Annotated in this window: 21 protein-coding genes, 2 tRNA genes and 1 pseudogene; 14 read left to right on the top strand and 10 right to left on the bottom strand. The window is 64.4% G+C overall.

The annotated features are described in order from the left end of the window. Positions 1-20 precede the first annotated feature (20 nt). The 6 genes from rpe (at position 21) to trpC (ending at position 5,659) form a co-directional block, all read left to right on the top strand. Positions 21-692, top strand: a complete 672-nt coding sequence (gene rpe, locus NX775_RS19105) for a ribulose-phosphate 3-epimerase (RefSeq protein ID WP_183553776.1) — start codon at positions 21-23, stop codon at positions 690-692. Further along, complete coding sequence (gene gph / locus NX775_RS19100) at positions 692-1,399, top strand: phosphoglycolate phosphatase (RefSeq protein ID WP_258837388.1); 708 nt, start codon at positions 692-694, stop codon at positions 1,397-1,399. Before rpe ends, gph begins: the two co-directional genes overlap by 1 nt. A 199-nt stretch (positions 1,400-1,598) precedes the next feature. After that, positions 1,599-3,095 (top strand): anthranilate synthase component I, encoded by a 1,497-nt coding sequence (gene trpE, locus NX775_RS19095; RefSeq protein ID WP_183553780.1) that lies wholly within the window; start codon positions 1,599-1,601, stop codon positions 3,093-3,095. Between the two features lies 1 nt (position 3,096). Beyond that, the gene (locus tag NX775_RS19090) at positions 3,097-3,660 is read left to right on the top strand and encodes an anthranilate synthase component II (RefSeq protein WP_183553782.1); all 564 of its coding nucleotides are present in this window, start codon (positions 3,097-3,099) and stop codon (positions 3,658-3,660) included. A 144-nt stretch (positions 3,661-3,804) separates the two neighbouring features. Beyond that, positions 3,805-4,842: an anthranilate phosphoribosyltransferase gene (gene trpD, locus NX775_RS19085; RefSeq protein ID WP_183553784.1), complete on the top strand. Its 1,038-nt coding sequence runs from the start codon at positions 3,805-3,807 to the stop codon at positions 4,840-4,842. A 16-nt stretch (positions 4,843-4,858) separates the two neighbouring features. Next, positions 4,859-5,659, top strand: coding sequence for an indole-3-glycerol phosphate synthase TrpC (gene trpC / locus NX775_RS19080; protein ID WP_258837387.1), 801 nt, complete (start codon positions 4,859-4,861; stop codon positions 5,657-5,659). Positions 5,660-5,671: 12 nt separating this feature from the next. Here the strand turns inward: trpC and NX775_RS19075 are convergent, their stop codons facing one another. Further along, positions 5,672-6,136 (bottom strand): MerC domain-containing protein, encoded by a 465-nt coding sequence (locus tag NX775_RS19075; RefSeq protein WP_258837386.1) that lies wholly within the window; start codon positions 6,134-6,136, stop codon positions 5,672-5,674. Positions 6,137-6,290: 154 nt separating this feature from the next. Further along, on the bottom strand, positions 6,291-8,393 hold the full coding sequence (locus NX775_RS19070) for a TonB-dependent receptor domain-containing protein (RefSeq protein WP_258837385.1): 2,103 nt from the start codon (positions 8,391-8,393) through the stop codon (positions 6,291-6,293). 163 nt (positions 8,394-8,556) lie between these two features. Between NX775_RS19070 and NX775_RS19065 the strand changes: the two genes are divergently transcribed. Then, the gene (locus tag NX775_RS19065; protein WP_258837384.1) at positions 8,557-8,943 is read left to right on the top strand and encodes a Fur family transcriptional regulator; all 387 of its coding nucleotides are present in this window, start codon (positions 8,557-8,559) and stop codon (positions 8,941-8,943) included. Positions 8,944-8,979: 36 nt separating this feature from the next. On the opposite strand, the gene NX775_RS19060 is transcribed toward NX775_RS19065, so the two are convergent. The 5 genes from NX775_RS19060 to NX775_RS19040 all read right to left on the bottom strand — a co-directional run bounded on the left by NX775_RS19060 (position 8,980) and on the right by NX775_RS19040 (position 14,877). Continuing rightward, complete coding sequence (locus NX775_RS19060) at positions 8,980-10,305, bottom strand: amidohydrolase (RefSeq protein ID WP_258837383.1); 1,326 nt, start codon at positions 10,303-10,305, stop codon at positions 8,980-8,982. Between the two features lie 102 nt (positions 10,306-10,407). Beyond that, positions 10,408-12,228, bottom strand: a complete 1,821-nt coding sequence (locus tag NX775_RS19055; protein WP_258837382.1) for a M61 family metallopeptidase — start codon at positions 12,226-12,228, stop codon at positions 10,408-10,410. A gap of 51 nt (positions 12,229-12,279) precedes the next feature. Further along, positions 12,280-12,882, bottom strand: a complete 603-nt coding sequence (locus NX775_RS19050) for a nucleotidyltransferase family protein (RefSeq protein ID WP_370660598.1) — start codon at positions 12,880-12,882, stop codon at positions 12,280-12,282. Positions 12,883-12,887: 5 nt separating this feature from the next. Continuing rightward, positions 12,888-13,622, bottom strand: coding sequence for a DsbC family protein (locus tag NX775_RS19045; RefSeq protein WP_258837381.1), 735 nt, complete (start codon positions 13,620-13,622; stop codon positions 12,888-12,890). Between the two features lie 25 nt (positions 13,623-13,647). Beyond that, positions 13,648-14,877 (bottom strand): FAD-dependent monooxygenase, encoded by a 1,230-nt coding sequence (locus NX775_RS19040; RefSeq protein WP_258837380.1) that lies wholly within the window; start codon positions 14,875-14,877, stop codon positions 13,648-13,650. Between the two features lie 174 nt (positions 14,878-15,051). Here NX775_RS19040 and NX775_RS19035 point away from each other — a divergent pair. From NX775_RS19035 to uvsE, 5 genes are all read left to right on the top strand, one after another. Next, positions 15,052-15,127 (top strand) — tRNA-Phe (locus NX775_RS19035). Between the two features lie 63 nt (positions 15,128-15,190). Then, complete coding sequence (locus tag NX775_RS19030; RefSeq protein WP_183553797.1) at positions 15,191-15,532, top strand: zinc ribbon domain-containing protein YjdM; 342 nt, start codon at positions 15,191-15,193, stop codon at positions 15,530-15,532. An 80-nt stretch (positions 15,533-15,612) separates the two neighbouring features. Beyond that, positions 15,613-16,197 carry a lipocalin family protein gene (locus NX775_RS19025; RefSeq protein WP_258837379.1) on the top strand — a complete coding sequence of 195 codons (585 nt, stop codon included), beginning with the start codon at positions 15,613-15,615 and terminating at the stop codon, positions 16,195-16,197. Between the two features lie 22 nt (positions 16,198-16,219). Next, entirely contained in the window at positions 16,220-17,077 is an 858-nt protein-coding gene (locus NX775_RS19020; protein WP_258837378.1) for a CAP domain-containing protein, read from the top strand. Between the two features lie 94 nt (positions 17,078-17,171). Further along, positions 17,172-18,086 (top strand): UV DNA damage repair endonuclease UvsE, encoded by a 915-nt coding sequence (gene uvsE / locus NX775_RS19015; RefSeq protein ID WP_258837377.1) that lies wholly within the window; start codon positions 17,172-17,174, stop codon positions 18,084-18,086. A 4-nt stretch (positions 18,087-18,090) separates the two neighbouring features. Here uvsE and NX775_RS19010 read toward each other — a convergent pair whose 3' ends face one another. Together NX775_RS19010 and epsC are read right to left on the bottom strand one after the other, a co-directional pair. Further along, complete coding sequence (locus NX775_RS19010) at positions 18,091-18,795, bottom strand: alpha/beta fold hydrolase (RefSeq protein WP_258837376.1); 705 nt, start codon at positions 18,793-18,795, stop codon at positions 18,091-18,093. Between the two features lie 9 nt (positions 18,796-18,804). Then, positions 18,805-19,746, bottom strand: coding sequence for a serine O-acetyltransferase EpsC (gene epsC, locus NX775_RS19005; RefSeq protein WP_258837375.1), 942 nt, complete (start codon positions 19,744-19,746; stop codon positions 18,805-18,807). A 183-nt stretch (positions 19,747-19,929) separates the two neighbouring features. On the opposite strand from epsC, the gene NX775_RS19000 reads away from it, so the two are divergent. Further along, entirely contained in the window at positions 19,930-20,415 is a 486-nt protein-coding gene (locus NX775_RS19000) for an acyl-CoA thioesterase (RefSeq protein ID WP_258837374.1), read from the top strand. Positions 20,416-20,473: 58 nt separating this feature from the next. Next, a tRNA-Phe gene (locus NX775_RS18995) sits at positions 20,474-20,549 on the top strand. A gap of 751 nt (positions 20,550-21,300) precedes the next feature. On the opposite strand, the pseudogene NX775_RS24255 reads toward NX775_RS18995, so the two are convergent. After that, positions 21,301-21,411, bottom strand: a pseudogene (locus NX775_RS24255) (IS3 family transposase); the annotation flags it as partial. Between the last annotated feature and the right edge of the window lie 109 nt (positions 21,412-21,520).

Here is a 21,520-nt window from a genome sequence, read left to right as displayed (position 1 = left end):
AAAACACGCATCGTCGCCCCATGACCACCTACCGCATCGCTCCCAGCATCCTGTCCGCCGATTTCGCCCGCCTCGGTGAAGAAGTGCGCAATGTCGTTGCCGCCGGCGCCGACATCATTCACTTCGACGTGATGGACAACCATTACGTCCCGAACCTGACCATCGGCCCGCTCGTCTGCCAGGCGATCCGCCCGCACGTGGACGTGCCGATCGATGTGCACCTGATGGTCAAGCCGGTCGACCGCATCATTCCCGATTTCGCTAAGGCCGGCGCCAACATCATCACCTTCCACCCGGAAGCGTCAGAGCACATCGACCGCACGCTGCAGCTGATCCGCGATCACGGTTGCAAGGCCGGCCTGGTCTTCAATCCGGGCACGCCGATGCATTACCTCGAGCACGTGATGGACAAGATCGACATGATCCTCATCATGTCGGTCAATCCGGGTTTCGGCGGCCAGTCGTTCATCCCCGAAGCACTCAAGAAGATCGCCATCGCGCGCCGCCTGATCGACGAGTCGGGCCGCGACATCCTGCTCGAAGTCGATGGCGGCATCAAGGCCGAGAACATCGCCGCCGCAGCAGCTGCCGGCGCCGACACGTTCGTGGCCGGCTCGGCCATCTTCGGCAAGCCAGACTACAAAGCCGTGATCGACGCCATGCGCGCCGAACTGGCCACGGTCGCGCGCTGATGCGGGCCGGCGCAGCACGTATCCGGGCCGTCATCATCGACCTCGATGGCACCATGCTCGACACGGTGCCCGACTTCGAGGCGGCGCTGAACGGCATGCGCCACGACCTTGGCCTGGCGCCCATCAGCCAGGCCATCATCAAGCCCCTGGTCGGCAAGGGCTCCGAAAAACTGGTGCGCGATGCGCTGCTGCTCGACTGGGACGCGGCGCGGGTCGATGCGGCGTACGTCGACGCAATGGCCGGCTACCAGCGGCACTACCTGGCCATCAATGGCGATCGCAGCACGCTGTATGACGGTGTGCTGGACGGCCTGGCGGCGATGCAGGCGCTTGGCCTGCGCCTGGTCTGCGTGACCAACAAGCCAATTGCATTCGCACTGCCGCTGCTGGCCCAGAAAGGCCTCGCGCCGTATTTCGAGCACGTGTTCGGCGGCGACTCGTTCGCCAAAAAGAAACCGGACGCCATGCCGATGCTGGGCGCCTGCGCCGCCCTGGACATTCCGCCAACGCAGGTGGTGGCCATTGGCGACTCGTCGAACGATGCCGAAAGCGCCCGCGCCGCCGGCTGTTTCGTACTCACGGTCCCGTACGGCTACAACCACGGCCGTCCTGTACAAGAAATTCAATCCGATGGTATAGTGGATTCGCTGCTGGATGCAGCACGCCGCATCGGCGCGCACAATGCAACGGCCAGCTTAACCAACTAACTTCTCTCACCATGTTTTTCACCAAAAAACTCACTGTCAACCAAACCGGCGCCCCTGAGGCCTGGGTCTGGCGACGCTGGCAATCCTGGGCTGACTAAGCCGTACCGATTGCTGCCGGGTGTGCGTGCGACTGCACGTCACCGGCGGGTTTTTTGAAGCACACCACCGCCCTCTTCCCCCGTGGCGGTCTGGAGAAAACATGACCGAACTCGAATTCAAGTCCCTGGCAAACCAGGGCTACAACCGCATCCCCCTGATCGCGGAAGCCTTCGCCGACCTCGAAACCCCGCTCACGCTGTACCTCAAGCTGGCGCAATCGCAGAACACCGGCAAAAACACCTTCCTGCTCGAATCGGTGGTGGGCGGCGAACGCTTTGGCCGCTACTCTTTCATCGGCCTGCCGGCGCACACGCTGCTGCGCACGACCGGCAACCTGACCGAGATCGTCAAGAACGGCGAAGTGATCGAGTCGCACGAAGGCAATCCACTCGACTTCATCGAGGCGTATCAGGCACGCTTCAAGGTCGCGCTGCGCCCTGGCCTGCCGCGCTTTTGCGGCGGCCTGGCCGGCTACTTCGGCTACGACACGGTGCGCCACATCGAGCACAAGCTGGCCGCGAGCACGCCGCGCGATGAACTGGGCCTGCCCGACATCCAGCTGATGGTGACCGAAGAACTGGCGGTGATCGACAACCTGTCGGGCAAGCTGTACCTGATCGTGTACGCCGACCCGGGCCAGCCCGAAGCGTATTCGCGCGGCCGCCAGCGCCTGAAAGACCTGCGCATGATGCTGCGCCGGAGCGTCGATGCGCCCGTTACGTCGGCCTCGGTACGGACCGAATCGGTGCGCGACTTCAGCAAAGAGGATTACCTGAAGGCCGTCGCCAAAGCCCACGAATACGTGATGGCCGGTGACCTGATGCAGGTGCAGATCGGCCAGCGCATCCGCAAGCCGTATGTCGATTCGCCACTGTCGCTGTATCGCTCGCTGCGTTCGCTGAATCCGTCGCCGTACATGTACTACTACAACTTCGGCGACATGCAGATCGTCGGCTCGTCGCCCGAGATTTTGGTGCGCAACGAGACGCTGCCCGAGGGCGGCCGCAAGGTCACGCTGCGCCCGATCGCCGGCACGCGCGGGCGCGGCGCCACGCCGGAACGCGACGCCGCCCTGGCTGCCGAACTGCTGGCCGATCCCAAGGAAGTGGCCGAACACGTGATGCTGATCGACCTGGCGCGCAACGACATCGGCCGCATCGCAGATACCGGCAGCGTCAAGGTCACCGACCGCATGGTCATCGAGAAATACTCGCACGTGCAGCACATCGTCTCGAACGTCGAAGGCAAGCTGAAAGACGGCATGTCGAACCTCGACGTGCTGCGCGCGACCTTCCCGGCCGGCACCCTGACGGGCGCGCCGAAGGTGCGGGCGATGGAAGTGATCGATGAGCTGGAGCCCGTGAAGCGCGGCATCTACGGCGGCGCCTGCGGCTACCTGAGTTTTGGCGGCGAGATGGACGTGGCGATCGCGATCCGCACCGGCGTGATCAAGGACGGTAACCTGTACGTGCAGGCCGCCGCCGGCATCGTCGCCGATTCGATCCCCGAGATGGAATGGCAAGAGACCGAACACAAGGCGCGCGCCGTGCTGCGCGCGGCCGAGCAAGTGCAAGATGGCCTGGATGGAGAGTTCTGACATGCTGCTCATGATCGACAACTACGACTCGTTCACCTACAACATCGTGCAGTACTTCGGCGAACTGGGTGAAGACGTGCGCACCGTGCGCAACGACGAGATCACGCTCGAAGAGATCGCTGCCATGAAGCCTGACCGCATCTGCATCTCGCCGGGCCCGAAGGCGCCGAAGGATGCCGGCATCTCGCTCGACGTTCTGCGCGAATTCGGCGGCAAGCTGCCGATCCTGGGCGTGTGCCTCGGCCATCAGGCCATCGGCGAAGCGTTCGGCGGCAAGGTCATTCGCGCCAAGCAGGTCATGCACGGCAAGACGTCGACGATCGCGCACATCGGCGAAGGCGTGTTCCAGGATCTGCCGAGCCCCTACACCGTGATCCGCTACCACTCGCTGGCGATCGAGCGCGCGTCGCTGCCGGCCTGCCTCGAAGTGACGGCATGGACCGACGACGGCGAGATCATGGGCGTGCGCCACAAGACGTTCGACATCGAGGGCGTGCAGTTCCACCCCGAGTCGATCCTGTCCGAGCACGGCCACGCGCTGCTGAAGAACTTCCTGACGCGCTGATGCACGTCATTCCCGCGAAGGCGGGAATCCAAGTCAGCACCGCAGCCTGTCCGTCATCAGCACCCCGGACACGCAACAAACTTGGGTTCCCGCCTGCGCGGGAACGACGTACGAGCGAATACTGACACCATACTGGACCCCGCCATGGCGATCACCCCACAAGAAGCGCTGCTGCGCTGTATCGAACACCGCGAAATCTTCCACGACGAAATGCTGTCGCTGTTCCGCCAGATCATGTCGGGCGACGTGTCGCCGACCATGGTCGCGGCGCTGACCGTCGGCCTGCGCGTGAAAAAAGAAACCATCGGCGAAATCACCGCCGCCGCCCAAGTCATGCGCGAGTTCTCGACCAAGGTGCCGATGGCCGACACCACCGGCCTGCTCGACATCGTCGGCACCGGCGGCGACGGCGCCAACACCTTCAATATCTCGAGCGCGGCGATGTTCGTTGCCGCCGCTGCCGGCGCGCGCGTGGCCAAGCACGGCGGCCGCAGCGTCTCGTCGTCGTCCGGCAGCGCCGACCTGATCGAAGCGTTCGGCGCCCACATCGACCTGACGCCCGAACAGATCGCGCAGTCGATCGCACAGACCGGGATCGGCTTCATGTTCGCACCGAACCACCACGCGGCGATGAAGCACGTGGCGCCGGTGCGGCGCGAGCTGGGCGTGCGCAGCATCTTCAACATCCTGGGCCCGCTGACCAATCCGGCCGGCGCGCCGAACATCCTGATGGGCGTGTTCCACCCCGACCTGGTCGGCATCCAGGTACGCGTGCTGCAGCGCCTCGGCGCCCAGCATGCGGTCGTGGTCTGGGGCCGCGACAATATGGACGAAGTCTCGCTCGGCGCCGGCACCATCGTCGGTGAACTGGTCAACGGCGAGATCCGCGAATACGAAATCCACCCGGAAGACTTCGGCCTGCAAATGGTCTCGAGCCGCAACCTGAAGGTGGCCAACGCCGAAGAATCCAAGGCGCGCGTGCTCGAAGCCCTGCGCGGCGAGCCCGGTCCGGCGCACGACATCGTGGCGCTCAACGCCGGCACTGCCCTGTATGCCGCCGGCGTGGCCGACTCGATCGGCGCAGGCCTTGAGCAGGCGCGCGCCGCCATCGCCTCGGGCGCGGCGGTCGCCAAGCTCGAACAGTTCGTCCAGGTCACGCGCCAGCTCGGCGCGGCCAACTGATACCGAAAGCACCAGCATGTCCGACATCCTCGACAAGATCCTGGCCGTAAAGGCCGACGAAGTGGCCGCCGCGCGCAAGCACCGCGATCTGTACAGCCTGCGTAATGAGGTGGAAAGCGATGGCGACGCGCGCCGCAGCCTGCGTGGCTTCGAGCAGGCTTTGCGCGCAAAAATCGCCGCAGGCCAGGCCGGCGTGATCGCCGAAGTCAAGAAAGCCTCGCCATCGAAGGGCGTGCTGCGCGCCGACTTCCAGCCGGCCGCGATCGCGCAGAGCTACGCCGAACATGGCGCGGCGTGCCTGTCGGTGCTGACCGACGTGAATTTCTTCCAGGGTTCGAGCGAGTACCTGCGCCAAGCGCGCGCCGCCTGCGACCTGCCGATCCTGCGCAAGGATTTCATGGTCGACCTGTACCAGGTCTATGAAGCGCGTGCGATGGGCGCCGATGCGATCCTGCTGATCGTGGCAGCACTGGACCACGGCCTAATGGCCGAACTGGAAGCGTGCGCGCTGGAGCTCGGGATGGACGTGCTGGTCGAAGTGCACGACGGCGCAGAACTCGACGCAGCCCTGCAATTGCGTACGCCGCTGGTGGGCATCAACAACCGCAACCTGCGCACGTTCGATGTCACGCTCGATACCACGCTCGGCCTGCTCTCGGCGATTCCGCCAGAGCGCCTGGTGGTTACCGAATCGGGCATTCTCGGACCGCAGGACGTGCAGCGCATGCGCGACGCAAATGTGCACGCCTTCCTCGTTGGCGAAGCCTTTATGCGCGCTGAAAACCCGGGTCAGGAACTGGCGCGCCTGTTCGCCTGAAAAATCGAACGCTTAACGCACATTGCACGGCGCAGGCGCCGCGTGACTACCGTCATGCCGCGTACGCGTCGTGCAACGCTTGCAGAACCGGCGGTTGCGCAGGTGCGCGTACAGCAGCATGAAACCACTGAGGACAGCAACAGCCGCCTCGGCATGCTCGCCCAGCAGCGGGCTGACAACGAACACGGCCGCCAGGAACAGCGCCAGGCCCGCGCAGCCGATCAGCAGCGTTGTCTTGTCACGGTGCCGCAGATAGCCAGGCACCAGCGCCAGCAGCACCGGCAGCGTGATCGCTGCGATCAGCGTGTCGTGGAACGTGTCGTGCGCGTGGGCGAGCCCCAGCATCGGAAACGCCAGGATCACGAGCGGCATCGCCAGGCAATGCAGCAGGCACAGGACGGATGCCGTCATGCCGGCGATATCGCCGAATTTGATCAGTGCAGTTTTGGTCAGAGCGTTCTTGCCTGGGTGGTTCATGGCCCTGTTCCAATCATCATTAGAATCTAATGATAACCCATTATCGTTAGCGATTCAATCTGCATGGCGAATCGTGCGTGCGATGCCAGAGCCCAAACGACAAACGGCGCACGGCAATATCTGCCGTGCGCCGCTTAGGATCCTTCAATCAGCCTCAGAACATCACGCGAATCCCTGCCGTGACATTACGGCCGGTGAGCGGCGCCGCATTCTTGATGAACGATGTGTGGCTGAACGCCAGTTCGTCGGTCAGGTTGTTCAGGCGCGCATAGAACTGCGTCGGCACGCCGCCGATGCGGGTCGAGTAGTGGGTACCGACATTGAGCATGTTGTAGCCGCCCGTTTCGGTCTCGTACTCGGCCAGCTTGTCCTGCTTGCCGACGCGGTACAGCTCGACCATGCCATGCAAGCCATTCCACTCGCCATCGAGCTTCACGCCAATGCGGCTGGCCGGAATGCGCGGCAGGTTGCGGCTGCCGTCACCACCATCGAAACGGGCGCGCACATAATCGCCGAACACGGTTGCGCTCAGGTTGGACGACAGCTTCTGGCGAAGTTCGCCTTCCACGCCGGTGAACAACGCGTCACGCTGCGTGTACTGCACCAGCTGGAAGCCATCCTGGCTGTCCAGCGTGCGCGCATAGATGTAGTTGTCGACCTTGTTGCGGAACGCGCTCACCGAGAACGTCGTGTCGCCGTCAAACTTGCGCAGCGTGAGGTCGACGTTGTTCGAGGTTTCCTTATCCAGTTCCTGATTGCCGATCTCGTAGGTGGACGTGGCCAGGTGAGCGCCGTCCGCATACAGTTCTTCGGCGGTCGGCAGGCGATGGCTGCGCGAGAGCGAAGTGCCCAGCGAATAGCCCGGCGTGAGCTTCCACACCGCGCCGACCGATGCCGACGTGCCGCGCGCATCGGCGTTCAGCAGGCCCGGGGCATCGACCTCGATGTCCTGCCACTCGTGGCGCAGGCCGGCCTCGAAGCGCCAGTCCTGCAGCTTGTATTCCTCGGTCAGGAACGCCGCATGCTTTTTGGTGAGGGTCGGCGGCACATACGCTTCTTCGCCCAGCGCCGAGAAATCGCGGCGCGTGGTCTGCAGGCCGAACACGCCGCGCACACCGGCAATCGGCGCGTGCACCGCTTCGAGGCGCGCATCGATGCCCTTGTTGCGGAACGACGTCGAGACCACGTTCTCTTCCAGCTCATCGTGGACGTACTCGGTGAACGAGGCGCGCATGCGCACACGCTCGATGCCGGCCACCGGATTGCGGTACTCGCCGCGTACATCCCAGCGCTCGCTGTCGAGTTTCACGACCGGGACGTCGCTGTGCTCGTGTTCATGGTCGTGGTCGTGTTCTTCTTCCTCGTGGTCGTGCCCCTCTTCTTCTTCATGACCGCCGCAATGCAGCTGGGCGCCATGCGGATGGCAGCCTTCGAATTCGTGGTTGTGGCCCGGGATGCCGTATTCGGTGCGCTCTTTCGTGAAGGCCGCGCCAAGGTAGCCGTTCTTGCCGATCCACGACAGGCCGACCGTCCCGGTCTCGCCTTCCTTGTAGCTGCCCAGCACGCGGCGGCCATCGACCCAGTCCTTGCCGACACGGTAGTCGCCCGCATCGCGCTTGACGCCTTCCAGGTGCAGCGCAACGTTGCTGCCGGCCGCCGTGGTGAATTCAAACGCGCCGGTCTTTTCGCGCGCAGCCGAATTGGCGCGGATTTCGGCGCTGCCCTCCAGGCCGTTTTCCGGCATCGCCGTCGGGATCTTGCGGTCGATGATGTTGACGACGCCGCCCACCGCGCCGCCGCCATAGGCCAGCGCCGACGGGCCGCGCAGCACTTCGATGCGCTCGGCCAGCACGGGTTCGAAGGCGACAGCGTGATCGGGGCTGATGGTCGAGGCATCCTGGATCTCGGCGCCATCCGACAGGATTTTCACGCGCGGGCCATCCATGCCGCGGATCACCGGACGGCTGGCGCCAGCGCCGAAGTGGCTCGACGTGATGCCCGGCTGGTGGGCCAGCGTTTCGCCCAGCGTCGATTCGCGCGCGCGCACTAGTTCAGCGCCGCCGAGCGACGTCACTGGCGTGATCATGTCGTCGTGCACCACGCCCAGCGCGCTGGCCGACACCACGACGGTCGGCACGCTGTCCGGATCGGCCGCCATGCGGCCCGTCGTCGTCTGGGCATGGACGGCCAGCGGCGCGCCGAAGGCCAGCATCAGCGCCAGGGTCAGTGGCGTGCGCTTGCAGGTGAAATGCGACATGGTGAAATCCTTGGTGATGAGATGAACGGCAGGCGGCAGGTCACCGGGCGCGAACGCGTCTAGTGATAAGCCATTATCATTAACGTCGAGATGATAGGCCATTATCAATAAGGATTCAAGCCCCTTCTGGCCGAAGGGTCGCGCTTTCAGGTATTCTTCGGCTATGCAACGCAATACACGCCAAAAATCAGCCATCCTGCACGCGATCGAGCATGCACGCCGTCCACTGTCGCCACAGGAGATCCTGGCCGAAGCCAGTCAGGCCGTCAGCCAGATCGGCATGGCCACGATCTACCGCAACCTCAAGTCGCTGGTAGACGACGGTGCGCTGAAAGTCGTCACACTGCCGGGCGACGGCGCCCGCTACGAATCGACCAGCGTGGCCGAGCACCATCACCATCACTTCCAGTGCACCAACTGCCAGCGCGTGTTCGACGTGCACGCCTGCCCGGGCGACATCGACCACATGGCCCCGAAAGGCTTCAGCGTCGAGCGCCACGAACTCACGCTATACGGCCGCTGCGCCGATTGCATCAAAGCCGCGCCGTAACAGCAGCGCGGCCCGTGACGGGCCGCGTGGTTTCTCTTATTTACCCAGCACGTTCAGCACCGCCAGCGTCATTGCCTGGGCGCTCGTCTTGATCGACGGTTCCGGCACCGGCGCGTAGAACGGCGAGTGGTTGAACGCGATCGGCTTGCCGCCGGCCTGTTCGGCTGCGGCGACATCCTTCGGGTCATACACACCGGTAAAGAAGAACATCGACGGTACGCCTTCGTTCGCGTACAGCGAGAAGTCTTCGCTGGCCGTCATGGCTGGCATGCGATGGGCCTTGTCGGCGCCGAACGCTTCCTTGAACACCACCTCGGTCTTGTTGACCAGCTCCGTGCTATTGACGATCGCCTGACCGCCACCGCTGATCTGCATCTCGGGCTTCGGTGCACCGGCCATTGCGGCCGACCCTTCCGCCACGCGGCGCACGCCCTCGAGCAGCTTGGCCCGTACCTGCGGGCTATATGAGCGAATGGTGCCGCGCACCTGCACGCTGTCGGGGATGATGTTGCCCACCGTGCCGCCCTGGATCGAACCGATGGTGACGACGCCGAATTCCTTCGGGTCCTTCTCGCGGCTGACGACCGTTTGCACGTCGACGACGAAGCGCGCTGCAATCGCGATCGGATCGACGGTCTTGTCGGGCGCCGAACCATGGCCGCCACGGCCCTTGAAGGTGATCTCGAGCGAGTCGGAATTGGACGACACCGGGCCGTCGTTGTAGCCGATCGTGCCATGCGCCAGCGGCCACGAATGCAGCGCGAACGCGTAGTCGGGTTTCGGGAAGCGCTTGAACAGGCCGTCGTCCAGCATGGCCTTGGCGCCGGAGACGATTTCTTCGGCCGGCTGGCCGATGAACACGAGCGTGCCCTTCCACTGCCCTTTCAGTTCGACCAGCGTGCGCGCGGTGGCGAGCCAGCTGGTCATGTGGATGTCGTGGCCGCAGCTGTGGGTCACGAAGCTGTCGCGGCCTTCGCTGGTGGCGCGGGCGCGGCTGGCGTACGGCAAGCCGGTTTTTTCTTCCATCGGCAAGCCATCCATGTCGGTGCGTACCAGGACCGTGGGGCCGGCGCCGTTCTTGAGCACCGCGACGATGCCGGTCTTGCCGACCTTCTCGGTGACGGTGAAGCCAAGTTTGCGCATCTCGGCTGCCAGCTTGCCAGCGGTGCGCACTTCCTGGAAGGCGATCTCGGGATGCGCATGCAGGTCCTTGTAGATCGTGTCGAGCCACGGATACATGGCGTCCACGCGCGTGACGACATCGTTCTTGAGCGGAGCGGCCGGTTGGGCCAGGGCGGAGGTTGCGGACAGTGCCAGGAGCGGCGCACAGGCTGCGGCGGCGATGCGGGTCAGGATCGGCATGGGCTCTTGCGGTCGTGTTGAACAGGCCACAACGATAGCATGCTGCACTGCGATATGGTACGGGCGGCGGGTCGTGCCCGCCGCCCGGTATGGCTAGACGGGCTAGACGGCGCTCGGCCGCTTGAGCGCTGCCGGCTTGCGCCCCGCCGCTGCCTGCGACAGCGTGATGACCGGCACCCGGTCGCCCTGCAGCGTAACGTCGAACGCCATCAGTTCATCGCGCCGGAACGCGTGGACGGGTACGCGGTCGCCGACGCGATAGCGCGCCAGCAGCGCATCGACATTCGACGGATTGCCGTTCACGCGCAGCCCGTCGATCGCAATGACCACGTCGAGCGCCGACAAGCCGGCCAGATGCGCGGCGCCGCCTTCGTGCACTTGCGTGAGCCTGGCGCCCAGCGGATCGCGCCCGATGCCGGCGTCGAGCGACGCCTTGCCGGTCTTGCGCTCGTCGACCAGCTTGACGCCGAACGGCGCGTACAGCTTGGCCAACGGCAGGTCTTCCACGCCGCGCACGTAGCGCTCGAACAGGTTCCTGAGTTTCAGGCCGCTGACTTCATCGAACAGCGCTTCGACTTCGTGCTCGGTCACGCCGCGCCCGACGCTCGGATAAAAGTCGCGGCCGTAGCGGTCCCACAGCGCCAGCATCACGTCGTCGAGCGACTTTGCGCCGCCCGTCTTCGCGCGGATCGTCAGGTCGAACGCCAGCGCGATCAGCGAACCCTTGGTGTAGTAGCTGATGATCGCATTGGGCGAGTTCTCGTCCTGGCGGTAGTACTTGCTCCAGGCGTCGAAGCTCGACTCGGCCACGCTCTGCTTCAGGCGCCCGCTGCCGCGCAGCACGCCGCACATGGACTTGGCCTGCAGCTTGAAATACGTCGTTTCGCCGATGATCCCGGCGCGCACCAGCATCAGGTCGTCGTAGTAGCTGGTGAAGCCCTCGAACAGCCACAGGAGCGGCGTGTAATTCTCGACCTGCAGGTCGTACGGCGCGAACACGGCCGGCTTGATGCGCTTGACGTTCCAGGTATGGAAGTACTCGTGGCTGCACAGGCCCAAAAACTGCAGATAGCCCTCGCCCGGCTCGCCGGATTTCTGGTTTGCGGTGGTGGGCAGGTCGGCGCGCGCGCAGATCAGCGCGGTCGAGGCGCGGTGTTCGAGGCCGCCGTAACCGTCGCCCACGGCCATCGTCATGAACACGTAGCGCTCGAGTGGCGCGCGTTTGGTCAGCGGTTCGAAGAAGGCGATCTGGGTTTCGCAGATGGCTTTCAGGTCGGCCTGCAGGCGCGCCATGTCCAGGTTGGGCACGCGGCCCGTGATGACGATGTCGTGCGGGATGCCGTGCGCCTCAAACGTCGCCAGTTCGAAGTCGCCCATCTCGACCGGATGGTCGATCAGCTCATCGTAGTTGGCCGCGCCGTAGGTGCCGAAGCCGTAGCGCTTGGCGCCCGCTTCTTTCATCGAGGTCGCCACGCGCCAGGTGCGGGCAGCTGCATCGCCCGGCCGCTGGATGTCGACGTGGTGCGCCGTCGCTTCCTGCCCCACCACGCGCAGGAACACGCTGGTGCCGTTGAAGAAGCCGTGGGTCTGGTCCAGGTGCGCAGCGCGCACTGACAGGTCCCACGCGTACACCTCGTAGTGCAGCGTCAGCAGGCCATCGCCAGGCGCGCCACGCCACGTGTGCTTGTCGAGCTTTGTCAGTGCCACCGCAGCCCCGGCCCGCTCGGCGCGGATGCGCACGATATTGCGCGCGAATTCGCGGATCATGTAGCTGCCCGGGATCCAGGCCGGCAGCGCGAAGGTCTGCCCGTCAGGATCGGGATTGGCCACCGTCAGCGTGACGTTGAACAGGTGACCGGCCAGGTCCCGCGGGACGATGGTGTAGTGAAGTGCGCTCTGTTTTTTTTGCGATGGCTTTTTCATGATCTGGGGTTGGTCTCGGGTCGCGCCGTATGGACAGTAGTGTAAGCGGATTCAGGCTGGCAGATCGCCCTGTGTATCGATGTCGCGAAGGATGCCGGGGTCGGGCACGGCGACTGTGGTCACCGGCCTGCTCGCGAGCAGGCGCCGCGCGCCCTGGTCGCCGTCCAGCGCCAGCAAGGCGGCGTGGTGGACGGCGCCAAACGCAACCGGATTGCCGCGGCGGCCATCGAACAGCGGCGCCGCAATCCCGGCACCGTCGCCAATCGCGCGCACCAGCGCCTGCAGCGTCGCTTCGGCCACGAACGGCATGTCACCCAGCGCCACCAGCCAGCCGTTGGCACCATGCGTATGGAGCGGCGCATGGCGAATCGCATGCGCCAGCGACAGGCCCATGCCGCTGTCGGCGTCCGGGCACACGGTGACGGTGCAACCGAGCGCGCGCAGCGCATCGGCCACGCCACCATCGCTTGGTGGCACCACCGCCACCACGTGCGGCAGCACCGCCAGCAGCTTGCGCGCACTGGCCACGACGACGAACTCGCCGCCCGGCAGGCGCTGGAGCAGCTTGTTCTGCACACCGGCCGGATCGAAACGCCGGCCGCGCCCTGCGGCCAGCAGGATGCCGGTGAGCGTGATGTCCTCGCGCGGCGGCACGCCGGTTACTTCCCGGCCTTGCCTTCGAGCGAATCGAACTTGCCTTCGAGCGCCTTGAGGTCGATCGCGCCCGGGATGCGCGAGCCGTCGGCGAAGAAGATCGCCGGCGTGCCCGTAATGCGCAGCTTCTGGCCCAGCGCGAGAACCTTCTCGTTCGGTGATTCGCACGCGGCCGGCGTGGTTGGCGGCACCTTGCCGGCGATCATCCAGTCATCCCAGGCCTTGTTGCGATCGGACGCGCACCAGATGTTCTTCGACTTTACCGACGAATCCTCTGACAGGATGTTGTACATGAAGGTGTAGATCGTGACGTTGTCGATCTCCTTGAGCGTGGTCTGACGCAGGCGCTTGCAGTAGCCGCAGTTCGGATCCTCGAACACCGCGATCACGCGCTTGCCGTTGCCCTTGACCTGCTTGAGCGCCATCTCGAGCGGCAGATCGGAGAACTTGATCTTGTTGACTTCATCGATGCGTTCGCGCGTCAGGTTGCGCGAGCTTTTCACGTCGTAGACCTGGCCGATGACGAGGTACTCGCCCTTCTTGTCGGTGTACAGGATGTCGCCTGCGACGCGCACTTCGTACAGGCCCGAATACGGGGTTTCCTTGACCGACTCGATCTTCGCGCCGCTCAGGCGTGGCTCGAGCGCCTTCTTGATGGTCGATTCGACGTTGGTCTGCGCATCGACGCACGATGCGAGAAGGCCAGTCGCCAGCAGGACGGCGATCTTCATTTTAAGCATGCTTGTATTCCTCAGCGTGTATTTCTCAGATTGATGACTTGCCCATGGCATGGGCCATCAGGCGCCGCTTCAGTGCCGGCATGTTATTGAGCAGGTTCAGGCCGATATTCCGGACCACGCGCAGCGGTTCCAGGTTCGCGCCGAACAGGCGTTCGAGTCCATCGGTGGCCAGTTGCATCAGCAGCACCTCTTCCTTGCGCTTGCGGGCATAGCGCGCCAGCACCCGCTCGTCGCCGATGGCGCGCCGCTCTTCGCGGTCACGCACGATGGCCAGCAGGTCGACGATGTCGCCAAACCCCAGGTTCATCCCATGGCCGGCCAGCGGATGCACGGCATGCGCCGCGTCGCCCACCAGCGCCACGTGCGGCGCCACCATCGCATGCGGCTTGATCAGCGCCAGCGGCACGGCGGCCACCGCATCGGGTTGCAATGGACGCAGCGTACCCAGTTTGTCGTCGGCGTATTCGCCAAGCCGGATCGCCAGCTCGCCCAGCGACTCTTCCATCAGCGTGGCGGCCAGGGTTTCCGGCGCCGACCACACGAGCGAGACGCGGTTGCCCGGCAGCGGCAGCAGCGCGATGATGCCGTCCGAGCCGGTGAACCACTGGTGCGCGACGCCATGGTGCGGCTTGTCGCAGGCGAAGTTGGTGACGATGGCGCTCTGGTGATACATGCGGTAGTCGACGCCGATATCGCACTGCCCGCGCACCCACGATTCGCGCCCGTCCGCGCCGACCAGCAGCGCGCACTCGACACGGCGGCCGTCTTCGAGGCGCACGGCGGCGCCGCTGTCGCTGCAGGTCAGTTCGCAGGCGCGCCCCTCCACGCGCTGCACATTGTGCGCGAAGCGGAGCGCGGCATCGAGCGCGCCGTTCAGGTTCTGGTCTTCGACGATCCATGCGAGCGTGCCGACACGGGCGCCGAAGGCATCGAAGCCCAGGCTGCCGCCATCGGCGCCGTCGCCGTGCACGTCCATCGCATCGACCGGCGCAATGCGCGCCATGTCAAGGGCATCCCATACCTTCAGTGAGTCCAGCAGGTCATGCGCCGTATGGTTGAGCGCATACACGCGCACGTCCCACGGTCGCTCGACCGCCGGCGTAGTCGCTGCAGCTGGCGCTTGCCGGGCCGACGGCGCCAGCAGCGTCACGCTGTGGCCCGCCTGGGCGAAGCCGAGGGCTGCCGTCTTGGCGATGGCGCCATTGCCGACGATGCAGACGTCGGTCCGGATGGTGGAGGTCGTGGGCGTGGTCATGGAGGCATTATAGCGATATGCCGGTGCCGGGGGCCGGGCGGCGGGTTCACGCCGGTGCAGGTGAGCGGGACAGGCCGATGAGCCCGACAGCCACGCACAGACCACGTTTGCGCGGCCGCGCGCGCAAGAGCACTTGCGCAACTGAAAATCGATCGCTATAATCGTGCCTCTCTTGGCCTGGTAGCTCAGTTGGTAGAGCAGAGGATTGAAAATCCTTGTGTCGGTGGTTCGATTCCGCCCCGGGCCACCAAGAATTCAGCAACACGCAAAAAACGCCACCACCGAGTGGCGTTTTTGCATTCCAAGGCCACTCATGCATACCCTTCCGCCCTGCCCCCTCTGCCAATCGGCCTACACCTATGACGACGGCGCCGGTCAGTACGTCTGCCCGGAATGCGCGCACGAGTGGCCGATCGCGGGTGCTGCTACCGCCGAGACCGCGCGCGTCTACAAAGATGCGTCGGGCAACATCCTGCAGGACGGCGACACCGTCACCGTGATCAAGGACCTCAAGCCAAAAGGCTCGGGCGGCGTGATCAAGCAGGGCACCAAGGTCAAGAACATCCGCCTGGTCGACGCCGACCACGACATCGATTGCAAGATCGATGGCTTCGGCGCCATGAGCCTGAAGACGGAGTTCGTGCGCAAGGTGTGATGGCGTGGTGCTGTAAACCATGCGACATCATGGCGGTTTTGTCATTATTCTGTGAACCTTGAAGATCACAAGAGGTTCCCATGTTTGCCAAGCCATCGTTCCTTGCCGCGTGCGCCACGCTCGCCCTGTCTGGCCTCTGCGCCGGGTCGGCATTGGCTGCTGACGCCGCCAAGCCATTGCAGCCGATCGAATCGCTCGCGGTGCCCCGCTATATGGGCGTCTGGTACGAAATCGCCAAGTTCCCGAACGAGTTTCAGAAGAAATGCGTGGGCGACACCAGCGCAACCTACAACCTCGACAAGGACGGCCGGGTCAAGGTGATCAACCGCTGCCGCACTGCCGACGGCAAGGTCGATACCGCCGAAGGCGTCGCGCGCCAGCCGGGCGCGGCCACGTCGCCCAAGCTTGAGGTGCGCTTTGCACCGGCCATCCTGTCCTTCATCCCGATGGTGTGGGGCGATTACTGGGTGATCGATCTGGACAACAAGTACCAGCTCTCCGCCGTGAGCGAACCCAAGCGCGAGTACCTGTGGATCCTGTCGCGTACACCGCAGGTCCCCGCGGCCGAATACAACGCCTTGCTGGCACGACTGAAGGCCCAGGGCCTCGACACCTCGAAACTCGTGCTCACGCCGCACACGCTGGCGTCGCAAGCCGGGCAGTGACCGGCCGGTGAAGCGATCAGTCATGCGCGCTGCCCTCTTCGGGCTCGGCCTGCTGACATCGATCGCGCCAGCCTGGGCCCAGTCGCTTGCTGCCGATCCGCTGGCAGCACTGATCAATGCCTATCGCGCCAAACCGGCTGACTGCGACGGCGCACCGGTCGCGCCCGTGACGCCGCTGGTCGCCGAGCCGGCCCTGGCGCAGATCCGGATTGGCTTCGGGACCTTCATTGAATCGGCCCTGGCGCAGGCCGGTTACGCCGCCGATAACGCGGATTCCGTCGACGTCACCGGTCCGGAAGATGCCGTGGCCGCCATGAAGGTGCTGCAGCAGAAGTACTGCAAGGTGCTGCGCAGCGAACAATTCTTGGCCGTGGGCAGCTACCGCGAAGGCGCAACCTGGACCGTCGTGCTGGCCCGCCCGGCGCCGCCCCTACCCTCGACTACTTACCCGGACTGGCGTGACGCCGGCCGCGCGATCCTCGAAGCGGTCAATCTTGCACGCGCCAGCGCACGCATGTGCGGCGACCGCGCATTTGCGGCGGCGCCGCCCTTGCAATGGAACGCGGTGCTGGGCGAGGCCGCGCTGGCCCACAGCCACGACATGGCCACCCGCCGCTACTTCAACCACTATGCACAGGACGGCAGCGACCCGGCCGATCGCGCCACGCGCGCCGGATACCGCTGGCACCGGTTGGGTGAAAACATCGCCTTCGGCCAGCACTCGCCGCAGGAAGCGGTCGACGGCTGGATCGACAGCCCGGGCCACTGCGCCAACATCATGCAAGCGGACTTCACCGAGATGGGCGCGGCCTACGGCGTCACGGCCGACCGACAGGCGGGCATTATCTACTGGACCCAGGTGTTCGGCACGCCGCGGTAAGGTGCCAGTAACTCGCCCTGCCCCGCTTTCGACCCTGGTTCCAACCCCAGGCGCGCTCTTCGTCAACGCTGCTTCGGCTAGACTTGCCTGCACCATGACCCTGATCGCCACCCAACCACACCTCGGCCTTGTCTGCATCACCGTCTCGAAAGAGGTGCGGTATCGCACGATCACGCGCAAGCGCCTGCTCGACCTGTCCGAAGAAGGCCAGCAGCGCGCGCTGGAAGACATCTACCGCGACAATATCCAGACGCTCGACAACGCCCTGCGCTACTGCGAGCGCGAAGGCATCAAGCTGTACCGGATGCCGTCGTCGATCTTCCCCTTCGCCGACGAGCCGTTCGGCCTGGCGATTCTGGAAAAATTCAAGGAAACGCTGGGCCGCTCGGGCCGGCGCGCGACCGAACGCGGGATCCGGCTCGTGATGCACCCCGACCAGTTCGTGGTACTGAGCTCGGACTCGGAGAACGTCGTCGCCAACAGCGTCAAGATCCTGCAGATGCACGCCGACATCATGGATTTGCTGGAGCAACCGCGCTCGCCCTGGGCGCTGCTGGAGATCCACGGCGGCAAATCCGACCGCGAAGACCAGCTGGTGGCCCGCATCGCCGAATTGCCCGAGGCGATCCGCAGCCGCCTGTGTCTGGAGAATGACGAATACGCCTACAGCGCCGACGAAATCCACGCCGTGTGCGTGCGTGCGGGTGTGCCGATGGTGTTCGACGCCCACCACCACATCGTTCATGAAAAGCTCGACAGCTACGACCACCCGAGCGTGGCCGAGACGCTGGCCAAGGCCCGCGCCACCTGGCCCGATCCCGCGCACCAGCTGGTGCACATCTCGAACGGCCGCGAAGGGTTCAACGACCGCCAGCACTCGGATCTGATTTCGGTGATGCCATCGTCTTACCTGCAAGCGCCATGGATCGAGATCGAGGCCAAGCACAAGGAAGACGCGATCCGCGGCCTGCACGGCTGGTGCGAGAAAGTCACGCCCGCCGCGGCATAGTCGTTCAGCCGGCGCGCAAGGCTGACACGCTTTCCAGCCACGGCACCAGCACCTCTGCCAGCACCTGCGGCGCTTCGATCGGGATCATGTGACCGCTGTCCTCGATGACGGCAAACGTGGATCCGGCGATCCCTGCATGCAGCTCCTGCGATTCTTCCAGGCTGCGCAAGCGGTCGTGCCGGGCCGCGACGATCAGCGTCGGGCACCGGATCTGGTCCAGCAGATGCAGGTCACCGGGCCGCTCGACCATCGACTGGTGGCGAAACGCCTCTGCCCCCAGCCGCACACCCATCTGGCGTACACGCTCGATCAGTGCCTCGTCGCCCGCACGCGCAGGATGCAGCGATGTCGCGATCGCCGTGCGGCTCAGGCCCGCGAACGACACCGACGGCGCCGAGCGCGCCACCGAGCGCTTGCCCTGCTTGACCGCATGGGTATCGGGCCGGGTCGAGCTGGCGATCAGGGCCAGCGCCTCCACCCGTTCGGGCGCCTGGCGCACGATCTCGCGCGCGACATAGCCGCCCATCGAAAAGCCGACGAGGATGAACGAGGGCGGTGCGTCGCGCAGTACGCGCGCCGCCATTGCTTCGAGCGACGTGTCATGGCGCAGGTCGGCATGAACGAGCGGACCGAATGGCGCGAGCGGCGCGCGCAGGTCGTCCCATAGCGTGTCATCGGCCATGTAGCCGGGTACCAGCAGGATCGTCATCGCCGGTGTTCAGGTATTACGCATCTGCGCTTGCGACACATTGCTGCCCGGCGGGACGCTTTGCGTGAGCCAGACATTACCGCCGATGGTCGACCCGGCGCCGATGGTGATTCGGCCCAGGATGGTGGCGCCGGCATAGATGACGACGTCGTCCTCGACGATGGGATGCCGTGGAATGCCCTTGACGAGGGCGCCGCTGTCATCGACCGGGAAGCGCTTGGCGCCCAGCGTGACCGCCTGGTACAGCCGCACGCGCTCGCCGAGGATCGCGGTTTCGCCGATCACGACGCCGGTGCCGTGGTCGATGAAGAAACTGCCGCCGATCTGCGCGCCGGGGTGGATGTCGATGCCGGTGAGCGAGTGGCCGATGTCGGCCACCACGCGCGCCAGGAACGGCACGCCCAGGCGCGTCAGGCAATGCGCGATGCGGTGGTACAGGATGGCAATGGTGCCGGGATAGCACAGCATGATCTCGGCCACCGAGGTGGCCGCCGGGTCGCCCGCGAGCGCGGCCTGCACGTCCGACACCAGCAACGCGCGCAAGGCAGGCAGGCGGGCCGCGAACTCGCGCGTGATCGCGCGGGCGCGCTCGGCCAGCACGAGGTCTTCACGCTGGGCGTCCGCACCGGTCAATTCGGACGGCGCCGCCGGCGAAAACCGCAGCGCGCGCCGTACCTGCTCGACCAGGCGATCGAGCGCGACGTTGAGCGTATCGGCAACGTAGTAGTCGATGCTCTCGTCGTTCAGGTCGGGGCGCCCGTAATGCGTGGGGAACAGCGCGGCCGACAGGCCATCGACGATCTGGCGCAGCACATCGCGCGACGGGAGCTCGCGCACGCGGCCCTGGTGCCGGATATTGTGGGTCGACTCGCGCGAGGTGCGCAATGCATCGATAACGGGACCAAGGTGCCACTGCACCGATCCACCTTGGTATGGGAGTTCGCTGTTCATTTGCCGAGCCTAGCGGGTTTGCATGGTGATGCCACGATTTTATGGGTATTTCGGTCAGCGCGTTTGTCGGGCTATCTTTTTGTCGCCGGGGCAGCAGATCACGACGGCCACGGCTGACCTTGCCGCGCAGCAGTTTCTGAGGCAACATCAGCACTCGCCTAGCCACTTGTATTGATTGCAACCATGAACCTGCCCTCCCACCAGCTCAGCATGACAGTGCTGATGACGCCCGACACGGCCAATTTCTCCGGCAATGTGCACGGCGGCACCATCCTGAAACTGCTCGACCAGGCAGCCTATGCCTGCGCCAGCCGCTATGCCGGGCGCTACGTGGTGACGATGAGCGTCGACCAGGTGACCTTCCGCCAGCCGATCCACGTTGGTGAACTGGTGACTTTTCTGGCCGCAGTGAACTTTACCGGCCGCAGCTCGATGGAAATCGGGATCAAGGTGATCGCCGAAGACATCCGCAGCAAGGCCGTGCGGCACGTGAACAGCTGCTTCTTCACGATGGTGGCGGTGGGCGACGACAAAAAGCCGGCCTCGATTCCGCCGCTGGTGCCGTCAACGCCGGATGAAGTGCGCCGCTTCGAGGAAGCCAAGGGGCGCCGCGACCTGCGCCTGGCGCTCGAGCGCGATCATGCGCAGCGGATCAGCAGCAAGGGTTGAGGATCGGCGCGGAAGGATTGTCTGCTTGCCACAAACGCTGCTATAATTGCGCGCTCTTGGCCTGGTAGCTCAGTTGGTAGAGCAGAGGATTGAAAATCCTTGTGTCGGTGGTTCGATTCCGCCCCGGGCCACCAAGAATATAGTTTACGCAACGCCCACTCATCGAAGTGGGCGTTGTCGTTTCTAGGATTCATAATCCTCGGCTCCGGTCGATTTCCGGTAATCAAGCACATTCCTAAGTCCGACACGACTATGGTACTCCCGATCGCTGTTTCATCCACCCCAAGCAGCGGTGATCCCAATTTTCAGAGTTTGCTAAAAGTAGCGCAATTTTCTGTTTTAGCGTGCTGCCACCGAGTGCCATGTTGGGCCGGTAGTTCACGATTGAATTACCAATGACGTTAAACAATCGAATGCTGCGTTGGTCGGCAGGCTAACCATGCATGAGGTCCCTCGACCGGCTCTGATTGAACGCGGTTGGCACATACACTGGCAGCGGATTCTCACGCATTAGTTAGTGGAATGGCTTTTTTTTGATCCGCAGATTCAACGCAGTTGCCGCACAACCGGTACACCTTCTGTGATCCACTGAAATTTTTCGACGACGCGCAGGAAGCAGATCCGGAACCCTCAAATGCTCGGTCGTTCTTCAACTGCACCAGCCAGTCAGCAGGCAGGCCTTTTCTCGCGTCCGGCTAATCTTGTGAAGGTAGAATGCCTGGCTGATGCAAACTCTCGGCACGCTTGCATGGCAGTAACTTACCGCTCTTTTGCAGCTCACTGCGCCAGCACTCACCGTTGAGCCGGCGCTGCCATTCTTTGAGCGTCTCGGCAATGATCTCAGTGCCTTGTTCACACGATCAAGTTTAGTGCGCTTATCTTGAGCGTGGCATTGCTGGTTTCGTGCTCGCGGTAAAGCTCTGGAACGGAAGTTCCGGTTTCAACCTGCTTGAGAATGGCGATAGACTGATCGTCGTTGAAACAGGACGTCTTCATTTAAGCGTTCTCTGCCTAAAGTAGGAGATTCTACTTCTCAAATCACTTTTGCGCGGAACCACTGTCCGACATTCTGATTGCGCCATCCACATTTCTCCCTTAAAGTGTT

This window comes from Massilia aurea (genome assembly GCF_024753205.1).
Taxonomy (GTDB): Bacteria; Pseudomonadota; Gammaproteobacteria; order Burkholderiales; family Burkholderiaceae_D; genus Telluria; species Telluria aurea.
The sequence above is the reverse complement of the archived record's forward strand: the minus strand, read 5'-3'. Positions and strand labels throughout refer to the sequence as shown.